Source organism: Yoonia sp. SDW83-1, from assembly GCF_046762885.1.
GTDB lineage: Bacteria > Pseudomonadota > Alphaproteobacteria > Rhodobacterales > Rhodobacteraceae > Yoonia.
Genome location: NZ_JBKQXO010000002.1, coordinates 306,834 through 321,338, shown reverse-complemented (window position 1 = coordinate 321,338; position 14,505 = coordinate 306,834). Strand labels below are relative to the sequence as shown.

Sequence of the window (14,505 nt, the reverse complement as noted above, 5' to 3'; positions counted from 1 at the left end):
ACATGACCGCATATGATGAGACCTGGGTCGCTGCCGAAGAGGCAAAGCGCGAGTGGATGGCTAAGAACAGCCTGTATCGCGATGCGGATGAACATGCATCCTGTGGGGTTGGTCTGGTCGTGGCGATTGATGGGTCGCCGTCACGCGATGTGGTGGAAAAGGGGATCAACGCACTCAAGGCCGTGTGGCATCGGGGTGCTGTCGATGCCGATGGCAAGACCGGCGATGGCGCGGGTATCCATGTCCAGATCCCGGTCCCGTTCTTTTACGATCAGGTCCGCCGCACCGGGCATGAGCCAAATGACGAACGGCTGATCGCCGTTGGTCAGGTGTTTCTGCCGCGTACCGATTTTGGCGCGCAGGAAAGCTGCCGCACGATTGTCGAGACCGAAGTGCTGCGCATGGGCCATTACATTTATGGCTGGCGTCATGTGCCGGTGAATACCGAAGTGTTGGGCGAAAAGGCCAACGCCACCCGCCCCGAGATTGAGCAGATCCTGATCCGCTGTGAAAAGGATATTGATGACGAGCAGTTCGAGCGCGAGCTGTACATCATCCGCCGACGGATCGAAAAGGCCGCGGCCGCCGCGCAGATTGCGGGTATGTATATCTGTTCGCTGTCCTGCCGCTCCGTCATCTACAAGGGCATGATGCTGGCCGAGCAGGTGGCCGAGTTCTATCCCGACCTGATGGATGCCCGGTTCGAGAGCGCCTTTGCGATCTATCACCAGCGCTATTCGACCAACACATTCCCGCAATGGTCGCTGGCCCAGCCGTTCCGCATGTTGGCCCATAATGGTGAGATCAACACGCTGAAAGGCAACGTCAACTGGATGAAAAGCCATGAGATTCGCATGGCGTCCTCTACGTTTGGCGAAAAGGCCGAGGATATCAAACCGATCATCCCGTCAGGCGCGTCCGATTCCAGCGCCCTTGATTCCGTGTTCGAGGTGCTGGTGCGTGCAGGCCGCAATGCGCCCATGGCCAAGACCATGATGGTTCCCGAGGCGTGGTCGCAACAAGCCGTAGAGATGCCGCAGGCTTGGCAGGACATGTACTCCTACTGCAACGCGGTGATGGAACCTTGGGATGGTCCGGCCGCCTTGGCGATGACCGATGGCCGTTGGGTTTGCGGCGGGTTGGACCGGAACGGGCTGCGTCCATTGCGTTATGTCGTGACCGGTGACGGGTTGCTGGTCGCCGGGTCTGAGGTTGGCATGGTGCCGGTGGACGAGGCGACGGTTGTTGAAAAGGGTGCCCTTGGCCCCGGTCAGATGATTGCCGTGGATATGCAGGAGGGCAAGCTGTTCCACGACACCGAAATCAAGGATCAGTTAGCCGCTGCCCAGCCCTTTGGTGAATGGGTTGGTAAGGTTGTAAACCTCAATGACGCCCTGATTGATATTCCGGAAGTGCCGCTGTTCGAAGGTGAGGCATTGCGCAAGCGGCAGGTGGCCGCCGGTTACAGCATCGAAGAGCTGGAACAGGTGCTGGCCCCGATGGCCGAGGACGGCAAGGAAATGATTGCGTCGATGGGCGATGACACACCGTCGGCGGTGCTGTCAAAGACCTATCGCCCGCTGTCGCATTTCTTCCGTCAGAATTTCAGCCAGGTGACGAACCCGCCAATTGACTCACTTCGTGAAAGCCGGGTGATGTCGCTGAAGACGCGGTTCGGCAACCTCAAGAACGTGCTGGACGAGGATTCGTCGCAAACCGAGATTCTGGTGCTGCAAAGCCCTTTTATCGGCAATGCCGAATATGACGAGATGGTGCGCCAGTTTGGCGATGGTGCGGCGTTTATTGATTGTACCTTCGAGGCGGGGCCCGGTGCCCTGCGCAAGGGCTTGGATCGTATCCGGGCCGAGGCCGAAGATGCGGTGCGCTCTGGCGCCAGCCATCTGCTGCTGACCGATGAGCATCAGTCCGAAGATAAGGTGCCGATGCCGATGATTTTGGCGACGAGTGCGGTGCATTCGTGGCTGACGGCCAAGGGTCTGCGGACCTTCTGTTCGATGAATGTCCGATCGGCGGAATGTATAGACCCGCATTATTTCGCGGTCCTGATCGGCTGTGGTGCGACCACCGTGAACGCTTACCTCGCGCAGGATTCCGTGGCGGATCGTGTGCGGCGCGGCCTGATCGAAGGCAACTTGACCGACGCGATGCGTCGCTATCGCGCGGCGATTGATGCGGGCCTTCTCAAGATCATGTCGAAGATGGGGATTTCGGTCCTTTCATCCTATCGCGGTGGTCTGAATTTTGAGGCTGTGGGCCTGTCGCGCGCCATGGTTGCCGAATATTTCCCCGGCATGCATTCCCGGATTTCAGGGATCGGTGTCAGCGGTATTCAGTCCAAGCTGGAAGAGGTCCACGCAAGGGGCTGGAAAGGTGGCACGGATGTGTTGCCGATTGGCGGTTTCTACAAGGCCCGTCGGTCTGGTGAGAAACACGCCTGGGAAGCACAGACCATGCATATGCTGCAGGCCGCCTGCAACAATGCGTCCTATGCGCTGTGGCAGCAGTTTTCGAAATCCATGCAGTCGAACCCGCCGATCCATCTGCGTGATTTGCTGGCGATCAAGCCGCTGGGCAAGCCGGTGCCGATTGAGGAAGTCGAGTCCATCACCGCTATTCGCAAGCGGTTCGTGACGCCGGGAATGTCGCTGGGTGCGTTGTCGCCAGAGGCGCACAAGACGCTGAACGTCGCGATGAACCGGATTGGCGCAAAGTCCGATAGTGGCGAAGGTGGCGAGGACCCAGCGCATTTTGTGCCGGAACCGAATGGTGACAATCCGTCTGCGAAGATCAAGCAAGTTGCGTCCGGTCGTTTTGGTGTCACCGCGGAATATCTGAATGCCTGCGAGGAGTTGGAGATCAAGGTCGCCCAAGGGGCCAAGCCCGGTGAGGGTGGGCAGTTGCCGGGGATGAAGGTCACCGATCTGATCGCCCGTCTGCGTCACTCGACCAAAGGTGTGACGTTGATTTCGCCACCGCCACATCACGATATCTATTCGATCGAGGATCTGGCGCAGCTGATCTATGACCTCAAACAGATCAATCCGCGCTGCAAGGTGACTGTCAAGCTGGTCAGCAGTTCAGGTGTTGGAACGATCGCTGCGGGGGTCGCGAAGGCGAAAGCAGATGTTATTTTGATCTCCGGTCACAATGGCGGGACTGGTGCATCGCCTGCCACGTCGATCAAATATGCGGGTCTGCCATGGGAAATGGGCCTGACCGAGGCGCATCAGGTTCTGGCGATGAACAATCTGCGTGAACGCATAACGCTGCGCACGGATGGTGGTTTGCGCACGGGCCGCGACATCGTGATGGCCGCGATGATGGGGGCCGAGGAATATGGGATCGGCACCGCTGCGCTGATCGCCATGGGCTGCATCATGGTGCGCCAGTGCCAGTCGAACACCTGCCCTGTGGGTGTGTGTACGCAGGACCCGGCCTTGCGCGAAAAGTTCACCGGCAATGCCGAAAAGGTGGTGAACCTGATCACCTTCTATGCGACCGAAGTGCGCGAGATTCTGGCCAGCATTGGTGCCCGGTCGCTGGACGACGTGATTGGCCGTGCTGATCTGCTGACGCAGGTGTCACGTGGGTCGGCGCATCTGGATGATCTGGACCTGAACCCGCTGCTGATCACCGTCGATGGGGCGCACAAGATCACCTATGATCGTGACCGGCCACGCAACCCGGTGGATGATACGCTGGATGCGCAGATCGTGAAGGATGCCGCACGGTTCCTGAACGATGGTGAGAAGATGCAACTGGATTATGCGGTGCAGAACACGCTGCGGACCATTGGCACGCGCACATCGAGCCATATTGTGCAGAAACACGGGATGCGGAATGATCTGCAGCCGGACCACCTGACGGTGAAGCTCCGTGGCTCTGCCGGGCAATCGCTGGGTGCGTTTGCCGCCCCGGGGCTGAAGCTGGAAGTGTCGGGTGATGCCAATGATTATGTGGGCAAGGGCCTGTCGGGGGGCACGATTGTCGTGCGTCCGCCAATGGTCAGCCCGCTGATGGCGTCTGAGAATACGATTATTGGCAACACGGTGCTTTATGGTGCGACGGACGGTTATCTTTTCGCCGCTGGCCGGGCTGGTGAGCGGTTCGCTGTGCGGAATTCCGGCGCGAAGGTCGTGATTGAAGGCTGCGGCACCAACGGCTGTGAATACATGACCGGTGGTGTGGCTGTGATCCTTGGGTCAGTCGGGGCCAATTTCGGGGCCGGGATGACGGGTGGGATGGCGTATCTGTATGATCCTGACGGGACATCGGCCCCGCTGATCAACATGGAAACACTGGTGACCAATCCTGTGACGGTGGATTACTGGCATGATCAGTTGAAAGAGCTGATTGAGCGTCATCTGGAAGAGACCGGCAGCCGCAAGGCCGCGGATATCCTGCAGCATTGGCAGGCCGAGAAGAGTCATTTCCTTCAGATTTGCCCGAAGGAAATGCTGGTCCACCTGCCGCATCCGCTGAGCATCGAAGAAGCGGCCATTCCGGCGGAGTAACGGCAAAGCGAAAATCGCCCGGCCCTTTGCCGGTCGGGCGATACGGACTTGACCCGCGCCTTTGTGCCATGGCTTATGCATTAGATGGCAGTGGCAAAGAAGCAGAGCAGGACACCGGCGAAAAAGCCGGCTCGCAAAAAACGCGCCCCGCAGAAAAAACAAGGTCTGGTTGAACGGTCCTGGTTGTTTCTGCGTCGTTTGATGTGGCGGACCGCTTTCGTTGTGCTGGGTGCGGTGTTGATTGCCACCCTGATCTATGCGGTCATCGCCCCCCCAACCACGCCCTACATGTTTGCCGAGGCGCGCCGCCATGGTCCTGTCAAATACGATTGGGTGTCGATGGATGAGATTGCACCCGTCATGGCGCGCTCTGCTGTGGCGGCCGAGGATGCCAATTTCTGCCTGCATTGGGGACTGGATGTGAATGCCATCCGGTCTGCGATGGATCGCGGTCGTGGCGGCGCCTCGACAATTTCGCAGCAGGTGATCAAGAACGTATATTTGTGGCATGGCCGCAGTTGGACCCGTAAGGCGATTGAGGCCTTGTGGACACCATTGGCAGAGGCTGTCTGGTCAAAACGCCGGATATTGGAGCTGTATCTGAACGTGGCCGAGTTCGATGAGAGCGTGTTTGGTGTGCAAGCCGCGAGCCGCCACTATTTTGGTGTTGATGCGGCTGATCTGAGCCCGTTGCAGGCGGCAAGGCTGGCCGCGATCCTGCCTGATCCAAAAAACAGGTCCGCATCGAACCCCGGTAGCTTTACCCGCGCCCGCACCAGTCAGATCATGTCAGGGGCCGCCACGATCAAGGCGGATGGTCGCGCGGACTGCTTTGAACGCTAACGCCCCCATTGATCCGCGGCGCCCCTTGCTGCATTGAAGAGAAAACCCTTTCGCGAGTGCATCATGAACACCCTGTATCATTATCCACTGTCCCCCTTTTCCCGCAAAGTCCGGCTGTGCCTTGCGGAAAAGAAGATCGAGGTTGTGCTGGTCGAAGAGCGGTATTGGGAGCAGGACGCGGATTTTCTACGCCGCAACCCTGCGGGCAAGGTGCCGGTGCTGAAGATGGATGGCCGCACAATGGCCGATAGCACGGCCATTTGCGAATATATCGAAGAGAAGGTGCCGACACCCGCCCTGTTGCCTCGCGACGCCGATGGTCGTTACGAGGCGCGCCGTCTGGTGGGTTGGTTCGACGACAAGTTCTATCATGAGGTGACCAGCAAGCTGATTGGTGAGCGGGTTTATCGCAAGGTGATGGGCACCGGCTATCCCGATAGTGCCAATGTCAAAGCGGGGGCCAAGGCGATCAAGTATCATCTGGATTACATGGCCTATCTGCTGGACGAGCGCCGCTGGCTGGCGGGTAATGCGATGACAATGGCGGATTTTGCCGCTGCCGCGCATCTGTCCTGCCTGGATTACACCAGCGATGTGGATTGGAACCGCCATGAGGTGGTCAAGGACTGGTATGCCAAGATCAAATCCCGGCCGGCTTTCCGGTCATTGCTGGCAGATGAGGTCCCAGGTTTCCAGCCATCGGCGCAATATGCTGATCTGGATTTTTAGGGGGCGCTGCCACCGGTCCTGCGGACCTCCCCCGAGGTATTCATGAACAAAAGAAGGGATGGGCTGAAGGCGGCGTTGATCGCTGAGGCGCGTGAAGCGGGCTTTGCCAAGCTTGGGATTTGCCGCCCTGATGCTGTCCCCCGGATTGCCGCACGGCTGGCTGCCTTTGTGGATGCGGGGATGCATGGCCAGATGGGCTGGATGGCGGAGCGGATGCACTGGCGCGGTGATCCGACAGCCCTGTGGCCCGAAGCCCGGTCGGTGATCATGCTGGCTGAACCCTACACGCCGGACCATGATCCGCTGGATGTGCTGGAACGGCCCGATGTGGCAGCGATCAGCGTTTATGCCCAAGGCCGCGATTATCATGATGTGGTCAAGAAGCGGCTCAAGCGCGTTGGGCGCTGGCTGATCGAGCAGGTCCCGGAGGCCCAGATCAAGGTGTTCGTCGATACCGCCCCGGTGATGGAAAAGCCGCTGGCAGAGGCCGCCGGGCTGGGCTGGCAGGGTAAGCACACGAACCTGCTGGGGCGCGATCTGGGATCATGGTTCTTTCTTGGGGCGATTTTTACGACGGTGGAGTTGGAGCCGGATGCGCCGGAGATCAGCCATTGCGGCTCCTGCACGGCATGTCTGGATATCTGCCCGACTGATGCCTTTCCCGCGCCCTATCAGTTGGATGCCCGCCGCTGCATTTCCTACCTGACGATTGAGCATAAGGGGCCGGTCGATGAGGAGTTGCGCGCCCTGATGGGGAACCGGATTTACGGTTGCGATGATTGTCTGGCGGTTTGTCCCTGGAACAAGTTTGCCGCAACTGCACGGGACCAGCGCTATGCCGCCCGCGAAGATTTGATGGCGCCGCCACTTGCGGAATTGGCCACGCTGGACGACGCTGGGTTTCGGGCCCGGTTTTCTGGATCGCCCATCAAACGTATTGGCCGGGATCGGTTTGTGCGCAATGTGGCCTATGCCATCGGGAACTCTGGCAATCCTGCATTGATGGCTGCAGTGAAGCCGTTGGCAAATGATCTCGACCCGGCAGTGGCCGATGCGGCGCATTGGGCTATCTTGCGCCTGAAGGAGGTATTTCAATGATCCGTTTTCTTGCTTTGATGCTGTTGCCCGTCGCGGCCTGCGCAGAAGTGCCGCAAGGCGCACCTAACGCTGATTTTTCACCCGCGTTTGCGGAGCAGACCCGCGCCCCGGCCTTGCCTGCCACCAACGTGCAGGTAGATGTGCTGACCGACAAGCTGGACCGCCCTTGGGGCATTGCGCCCATTTCGGCCCGGCAATTCATTGTCACCGAAAGGGGTGGCACCATGCGCATCATTAATGGTGACGGCTCTGTTTCCGCCCCGATCCGGGGTCTGCCAGAGATCGAGAGCCGTCAGCAGGGTGGGTTGCTGGATGTGGCTGTCAGCCCTGATTTTGCCAATGACCGGGTGGTGTTCTGGACCTATTCGAAGCCCGTGAATGGCGGAACGGTCACTGCGGCTGCCCGCGGTGTTCTGTCTGGTGGGGAAATGACGGAGGTGCGCGATATCTTTGTCCAGAACCCGCCCTCACGCGCCCCGTTTCATTATGGCAGCCGGATCATTCCGATGCCGGATGGCACCGTCTGGATCACGACCGGTGAGCGGAATGAGGAGCGCCATCTGGCGCAGGATAACAGCACCACCTATGGCAAGGTGATCCGCATCAATGCCGATGGCAGCATCCCTGCCGATAATCCGTTTGTCGGGGGTGGCGGGGATGATGCGATCTGGTCTTACGGCCACCGTAACCCGCAAGGCGCGGCGATTGGGCCGGATGGTGCCCTATGGACGATTGAACACGGTCCCGCCGGTGGTGATGAGTTGAACCGCCCTGAAGCGGGCCGGAATTATGGCTGGCCGATCATTTCCTATGGTGTGAACTACAATGGATCAGATGTCGGCAGCGGCGTGGCTGTGCAGGAGGGCATGGAGCAGCCGGTCTATTATTGGGACCCTGTGATCGCCCCTTCTGGCATGGCATTTTACGATGGCCCCTATGGTCCATGGCAGGGCGATCTGTTGATCGGATCGCTAAATCCCGGCGAATTGGTACGCCTGAAATTGGAAAACGGCAGGGTCGTGGGGGAAGAACGGTTGTTGCAGGATATGGGCCGAATGCGCGATGTTGAGGTGTTGCCGGACGGCACGGTGCTGGTTCTGATGGATAACAGCTATGGCGTGGTGCTGCGGGTCCGGCCGCGGTGAAACTGTGGTTGGCGCGGGTCGCGACCCGTCTTGAGGCGACACTAAGCCGTGGTCGGGCGGTACGAGAGGCCGGTGCCATTGCCCCCTATATCGGCTATGCGACCCCAGACCATCTGATCGTGCGTGGGCGCGTGCTGGCTGATCAGCGCGATACGAATTTGCAGGAAGGTCAGGGGCTTTGGCGCAATCTGCGGCAGATGGTGCGGTTGTTCATCACCAGTGAGGTGGCCAATGTCACCGTTTCTGCTGATGGTGTGACGGCTGTCACCGATGATGAAGGCTATTTCACGCTGTTGCTGCCCCGCGATGATGTGACGGGCTGGCGCAATGTGACGGTCACTGCCGGGCAGGCCAGCGTGGATTGTCCGGTCATGGTGGCTGATCCGTCTGCCAATTTTGGTGTGATCTCGGACATTGATGACACGATGATGCAGACTGGGGCCTATTCGCTATGGCGGAACCTGTGGACGTCGCTGACAGGCAATGCGGCGACCCGCGTTGTGTTTCCCGATGCCGTCGCCCTGATGGCGCGGCTTTCGGATGAGGGCCGCAATCCGGTGCATTATGTCAGTTCATCCCCGTGGAATTTTCACGGGTTTCTGGCAGAAGTGCTGGAACGGAATGGATTGCCGCGCGGTCCGATGTTTTTGCGGGATTATGGGATCAGCGAGACGCAGTTCATCACCGGCACGCATGGGGATCATAAGGGGTCGGCTATTGATGTGGTGCTTGCCGCCTTGCCTGATCTGCCATTTGTTTTGATCGGTGACACGGGACAGCATGATGCAGAGGTTTATCTGGCAGCGGCCAAGCGCCATGCGGGCCGGATCGAACGGGTCGTCCTGCGTGTGCCGGCGCAGGGCACGGATACAGACGATCAGCAATACATCGACGCATTGCGTGCGATGGGCGTGACAGTGGATTTCGGTCCGGATTACAGCGGCGCGTTAGCGCGTGGCGAGGCGGCGGGCGGTGGCGAATGACACCAGACGCCTGCTTTTTTCGTCCCACAGATCAAGGCTGGCGCATTTGAGGCTTTGCAGCATGGTCATGCGGCTGACTTCGACCAGTTCGTTGTGGTCGCGCAGAACCTCGGTCAGTCGATAAAACGGGATCCTGCTGTAGAGGTGATGCACGTGATGAATGCCGATATTGGCGGTAAACCACCGCAGGATTGGTGGCAGATCGTAATGGGAACTGCCATGCAGCGCCGCATCGTGTAGCTGCCAATCTTCTTTTGGGTCCCACTGGGTCGTTTCGAACTGATGCTGGACGTAGAACAGCCACACCCCGATCGACGCCGCGATCAGTGTCGTGGGCAGAAAGACCAGAAACAGTGCTTGTAGCCCGCCGAACCAGATGATCGTCCCAAGGACAACCGCAGCGGCCAGATTAGTGCCCATAGCACTGATCCAGTATTTCCGCCCTTGGTTCATCAGTCCAAACGGCAGCCGGTTCTGCAGGAAAAAGAGGTATGTGGGCCCAAAGCCAAACATGACGATTGGGTGCCGATATGCGCGGTACAAAAGCCGCCCGAAAGCCGTGCGCTGGTGGTACTCTTCAACTGTCAGGGTCATGACATCGCCGATGCCGCGCTGATCCAGGTCGCCGGCATGGCTGTGGTGGATCGAATGGGTGCGTCGCCAGACATCATAGGGGGTCAAGGTCACCACGCCTAGCGCGCGTCCGATCCAGTCGCTGACATTGCGATTGCCAAAGAACGACCCGTGCCCGCAATCGTGCTGGATGCAAAACAGCCGCAGCAGGAACAGCCCGTTCAGGGCCGAGAGCGCAAACGCCCCCAGATAGCTATATTTGGCGACCCAGCAGGCCAGAACCCACAGCACGACAAAAGGGATCAGGCTGATGGCAAGTTCAAAGCTGCTACGCAGGCTGCTGGGATCCCGGTATCTGGCAAGTATCTGGACCCAGTCGCGAGGGGCCATGTTCGGCGGGCTGGGATTTTCACTGCTCATATACTGCTTCTTATTCTGCATTGGTGATCGATAACTTAACACGGCCACTAAACAAGCGAAAAAGGGCTTCAATGTGTTCGGGGGGCGACCTAGGGTGCCGAAAAGGGGATTAACATGCAGCCGCTGCGCGGAATTCTGTTCAAAGTGCTGTCGGTTTGCATGTTCATGGCCATGGCCAGCCTGATCAAGGCCGCGTCAGCTGACGTACCGCCGGGACAGGCAGTTTTCTTTCGTTCCTTCTTTGCCTTGCCGATTATTTTTGGTTGGTTGGCGATCCGCGGCGAGTTGCGTCATGGCTGGAAGACCAGCAACCCGATGGGGCATTTCTGGCGCGGTTTGGTGGGCACGTCGGCCATGGGTCTGGGCTTTACCGGCTTGGGGCTGTTGCCGCTGCCAGAGGTGACGGCAATCGGCTATGCCGCCCCCCTGCTGGTGGTCGTTTTTGCCGCGATGTTTCTGAATGAAGAGGTCAGGGCGTTTCGCTTATCCGCCGTCGCCCTGGGTATGATTGGCGTGCTGATCGTTCTTTCGCCACGCCTGTCAGTGGGCGCCGCTTTGAATGTGTCTGAAACACTGGGTGCCATCGTTGTGTTGATGGGGGCCGTTCTGGCGGCATTGGCGCAGGTTTTCGTGCGCAAACTGGTCGCGACCGAAAGTACGGCGGCCATCGTGTTCTGGTTCACGGTCACCTCGTCGTTCTTGTCGCTATTCACCTTGCCGTGGGGCTGGGTGGTTCCGGGATGGTCGGTGGCCGTTATGCTGATCATGGCAGGGCTATTGGGTGGTGTCGGGCAGATATTCCTGACCTCAAGCTATCGCTTTGCCGATGCGTCGCTTGTGGCCCCGTTTGATTACACATCAATGATCCTGGCGCTGACCATTGGTTATCTGGTGTTCGACGAGGTCCCTACCGGCACGATGATGGTCGGGGCGGGCATTGTGATCTTTGCGGGTGTGTTGATCATCTGGCGGGAACGTCATCTTGGTCTGCAACGCGCCCAACAGCGCAAGGCGACCGGCAATGTCGGGAGTTAGGGTCTGGCGCTGCGAAATGTGACGCGGTTCAGAAGACCGGTGGCTTTGGCTACGCGCCGCCGCAATACCGACCGTTGCGGTCGGACGCGCAGGCCCAGTGCCTGATAGAGCGGCCAAAGATGCGATGCGTGGTCAGGCGACAGGTGTTGCGGCAGGTCGGTCGGCTGGCCGCCTTCTGTATCGAGCAACCGGGTCGGAATGTTGAAAGGCAGTGCCCCTTTCGGCCAGGCCAGCAGTTTCTGGTTCAACCGTCTGATCTGACGTCGGTCAATATCGTCATCGTCCAAGCACAGTCTGTGGGTCCGGTAAAAGCCCATGTCCCAGTTCAGCAGCACCTGCGCGAACGTTTGTGAGGCCTTCGGACGCGGCGGTAGCGGCTGCGGATCGGTAAGATGGCTAGCCGGGTCACTGCGGTAAAAGGCATAGGCCGCCACCGCAAAATCGCATTCTGGCTGCCCCAGCATCCAATGCACCAGATCATCATGCGCGCTGCCTTTGGTGCGCCGGATTGTGTCCAGCCACAGATCTTGCGGCGCAGACTTCAGAATGCGCCTGAGCGTTGTCGCGCTGGTGTCTGTGGTCGTGGCGTGTGGCGAAGCATTCATTTGTTATCAGTTCAGATGGTCGTTCATAGTGCCCTAACTTGCTTCCGGATACTGACAGAACTGGGGCCGCCGTTGGGCAAACATCGGACGTTTTCATAAATGACCTGTTCTTTAGGAAAGGCTTTGCCTGGCGTTACAAGGGTTTGTGCGTGGCGCGCGGGCCGGATTCCCAAAAGCCCCGCTTTCCGTGACGAATCCGTTTCAATTGTGTTAAGATGGATCACTCAACACGGAGGACGACATGAGCAAACATGTTCTGGACAGACCAAAGGTTGTTACGAATGAGATGTTGCGCCGCGCCGTGGCGATACAACGCAAGGCGCTTCCCCGTAAGGCGAGCCTGACACTGCAACGCCGCCGCCGGTTGGGCATAACACCGCAGAAGCTATCGTATTTTCTGCGGTTTGACCGGGCCAAGACCCGGTAGCGATCCGAGGGGGATTAGTTGGGGGCATTTGGGTGCCCCCATCTGGCAGGGTGCGCTTATATGTCTCAGACCCTTTCCGAATATTACGTTTCTTTGGTCTAATCTTTGCCATTATTTCTTGGTTGACGTAAGGTTGTGGCTTAGTCACCGGCTCGCTGGAAACTTCTTTTGAGGAGACTGAGCAGCTGTGGGTGAGCCGGTCGGAGTGCTATGAGGCGTTCTGAATCATTGTTTTAGTAACGAGTGGAGGATCAGTATCTTGCAGTTAACTAGACGTTCTCATTTTCAAACCACCATGCTGTCGTTGGGCATGACGCTGGCCGTTGGCGGCACCGCAATGGCAGAGCAGGTCAACCTGACAGTCGATAATTCAAATATGCAGGTGGAAGGTGATCTGGTGTCGTTCGACGGCACAAGATACGTTGTTTCCATCCCCAATGTCGGTGAGGTTCAGATCGCGGCTGACGGCGCAGAATGTTCCGGACCCGGATGCCCCGAATTGGTTTTCGAAGAAGGCGCTGAAGTTACGCTGGATGCACTCAGCGGCAATTCCACCGTCACCGGGACGATGATCGATTTCGCGGATGGTGTGTTTTTGATCCAGACGGTTGCCGCTGTCATGCGGGTTCCGGCGGACTCCGTTACCTGTGCCGGACCGGGATGTCCCACGCTTGAGGTCATCATGCCGGCAAGCGAAAGCCAGCCCGAGGCCGTCGTTGCGGAAGAGACCCCACCGGTGCGCCTTCCCGCTGATCTGGTGATGGTCGGATCCGATAATGTCGGCGAAGATCTGATGCCGTTGGTCATGGAGCCACTTGCAGAGTTATGGGGCGCGAACGTTTCTGATCCGATTGAGTTGCCCGATGATATCGCGCAATACATTTTCACGCCCATTGGGGGCGGTGATCCGTTTGTGATGGAGGTCGAATCGAACGACTCTGAGATCGGGTTTGATCGACTGGTCGAAGGCACCGCCGATATCGCCATGGCATCTGGGCCGCCGACACAATCGCAGATCAACGCGCTGGCGGCTCAAGGGCGGGGTAACCTGCTTGATCCATCGCAGGAATACATCATCGGCGTCGATTCCGTTCTGATGACTGTCCATAACACTAATCCGGTTGATGCGTTGTCGCGGCAGCAACTAGTCAGCATCTATACGGATCAAACAAGAAACTGGTCGCAGGTTGGTGGACCAAACCTGACGATCATGCCGGGTGCCCGCGATGGTGGATCTGCCCGCCGGAACTTTGAAAACTGGGCGTTTGGGCAAGAGCGTGATCTGTCGCCGGGGACGTTTGAACTGGACCGTGGTCGCGACATGCGGAACTTTGTGCAGGATAACCAAGGGGCTATCGGCTATTCGATCAGCGATAATATCGGCGATACGAAACCGATTGACCTGATCCTTGATTGCGGTGTGGTGACCGAGGCGACACCATTCAAGAGCAAGGCAGAGGAATACCTGCTGGGACGGCGCATTCGCCTGTATGTCGACAACCAGAACCCAAAGCCCGAAGTGCGTCAGTTGGTCAATTTCATGATATCGCCCGCCGCAGATGAATATGTGGACGAGTCCGGTTACTTCAGCCTTGGTATCATCGAGGACGACCGGGCGCTGGCCCGCCTGACTGATGCTGCGTTGATCGGACAGCCAGCGGATATTGGTCGTTCCGTCCAGAGGGAGGTGGCGACGCAGTTGCGCGGAGCCAGCCGGTTGTCGCTGACATTCCGTTTCCCCACTGACGAGTTTGCGCTGGATAGCAAGGCCCTGCGCGATCTTGATCGTCTGGTGAACTACATGGCCCGTCCGGAAAATGCGCGGCGCGAGTTCATCTTTGTCGGGTTTGCGGACAGTGTCGGGCCCTATGTTTATAATATTCAACTGTCCAGAAATCGCGCGGAACAGGTTTTGCAACGGGCGCGTATTCATCCGAATGCTGGCCCGTTGCGCGGCGTGAACCTGTCAGCGGTGGGCTTGAGCGAAGCCGCCCCTGTGAGCTGCAATGACAACGCCTATGGCCGTTCCCGCAACCGCCGGGTTGAGGTTTGGGTGCGGTAAAAGCCAAACAACATAAATGAAAAGGGCAGCTTTCGCTGCCCTTTTTTGTT

General features: G+C 58.5%; 11 protein-coding genes. 9 read left to right on the top strand and 2 right to left on the bottom strand.

Annotated features, from left to right (window positions below):
• Positions 1–2: 2 nt before the first annotated feature.
• The 6 genes from gltB (at position 3) to ACFWW4_RS03855 (ending at position 9,333) form a co-directional block, all read left to right on the top strand.
• Complete coding sequence (gene gltB / locus ACFWW4_RS03880; RefSeq protein ID WP_411889657.1) at positions 3–4,535, top strand: glutamate synthase large subunit; 4,533 nt, start codon at positions 3–5, stop codon at positions 4,533–4,535.
• Positions 4,536–4,619: 84 nt separating this feature from the next.
• Complete coding sequence (gene mtgA, locus ACFWW4_RS03875; protein ID WP_411889656.1) at positions 4,620–5,378, top strand: monofunctional biosynthetic peptidoglycan transglycosylase; 759 nt, start codon at positions 4,620–4,622, stop codon at positions 5,376–5,378.
• Between the two features lie 63 nt (positions 5,379–5,441).
• The gene (locus ACFWW4_RS03870; RefSeq protein WP_393933633.1) at positions 5,442–6,107 is read left to right on the top strand and encodes a glutathione S-transferase family protein; all 666 of its coding nucleotides are present in this window, start codon (positions 5,442–5,444) and stop codon (positions 6,105–6,107) included.
• A gap of 42 nt (positions 6,108–6,149) precedes the next feature.
• Positions 6,150–7,205 carry a tRNA epoxyqueuosine(34) reductase QueG gene (queG, locus tag ACFWW4_RS03865; RefSeq protein ID WP_411889655.1) on the top strand — a complete coding sequence of 352 codons (1,056 nt, stop codon included), beginning with the start codon at positions 6,150–6,152 and terminating at the stop codon, positions 7,203–7,205.
• Positions 7,202–8,350 carry a PQQ-dependent sugar dehydrogenase gene (locus tag ACFWW4_RS03860; RefSeq protein WP_393933630.1) on the top strand — a complete coding sequence of 383 codons (1,149 nt, stop codon included), beginning with the start codon at positions 7,202–7,204 and terminating at the stop codon, positions 8,348–8,350. Before queG ends, ACFWW4_RS03860 begins: the two co-directional genes overlap by 4 nt.
• Complete coding sequence (locus tag ACFWW4_RS03855; RefSeq protein ID WP_411889654.1) at positions 8,347–9,333, top strand: App1 family protein; 987 nt, start codon at positions 8,347–8,349, stop codon at positions 9,331–9,333. The genes ACFWW4_RS03860 and ACFWW4_RS03855 overlap by 4 nt, the downstream gene beginning before the upstream one ends.
• Here ACFWW4_RS03855 and ACFWW4_RS03850 read toward each other — a convergent pair.
• Positions 9,298–10,326 (bottom strand): fatty acid desaturase, encoded by a 1,029-nt coding sequence (locus tag ACFWW4_RS03850; RefSeq protein WP_411889653.1) that lies wholly within the window; start codon positions 10,324–10,326, stop codon positions 9,298–9,300. The genes ACFWW4_RS03855 and ACFWW4_RS03850 overlap by 36 nt on opposite strands.
• 114 nt (positions 10,327–10,440) lie before the next feature.
• Here ACFWW4_RS03850 and ACFWW4_RS03845 point away from each other — a divergent pair, with 114 nt between their 5' ends.
• Positions 10,441–11,361: a DMT family transporter gene (locus tag ACFWW4_RS03845; protein WP_411889652.1), complete on the top strand. Its 921-nt coding sequence runs from the start codon at positions 10,441–10,443 to the stop codon at positions 11,359–11,361.
• On the opposite strand, the gene ACFWW4_RS03840 is transcribed toward ACFWW4_RS03845, so the two are convergent.
• Positions 11,358–11,966 carry a hypothetical protein gene (locus ACFWW4_RS03840; protein ID WP_411889651.1) on the bottom strand — a complete coding sequence of 203 codons (609 nt, stop codon included), beginning with the start codon at positions 11,964–11,966 and terminating at the stop codon, positions 11,358–11,360. The genes ACFWW4_RS03845 and ACFWW4_RS03840 overlap by 4 nt on opposite strands.
• Before the next feature lie 241 nt (positions 11,967–12,207).
• Between ACFWW4_RS03840 and ACFWW4_RS03835 the strand changes: the two genes are divergently transcribed.
• Both ACFWW4_RS03835 and ACFWW4_RS03830 read left to right on the top strand, forming a co-directional pair.
• On the top strand, positions 12,208–12,393 hold the full coding sequence (locus ACFWW4_RS03835; RefSeq protein ID WP_411889650.1) for a hypothetical protein: 186 nt from the start codon (positions 12,208–12,210) through the stop codon (positions 12,391–12,393).
• Between the two features lie 259 nt (positions 12,394–12,652).
• Positions 12,653–14,455, top strand: a complete 1,803-nt coding sequence (locus tag ACFWW4_RS03830; RefSeq protein ID WP_411889649.1) for a phosphate ABC transporter substrate-binding/OmpA family protein — start codon at positions 12,653–12,655, stop codon at positions 14,453–14,455.
• Positions 14,456–14,505 lie beyond the last annotated feature (50 nt).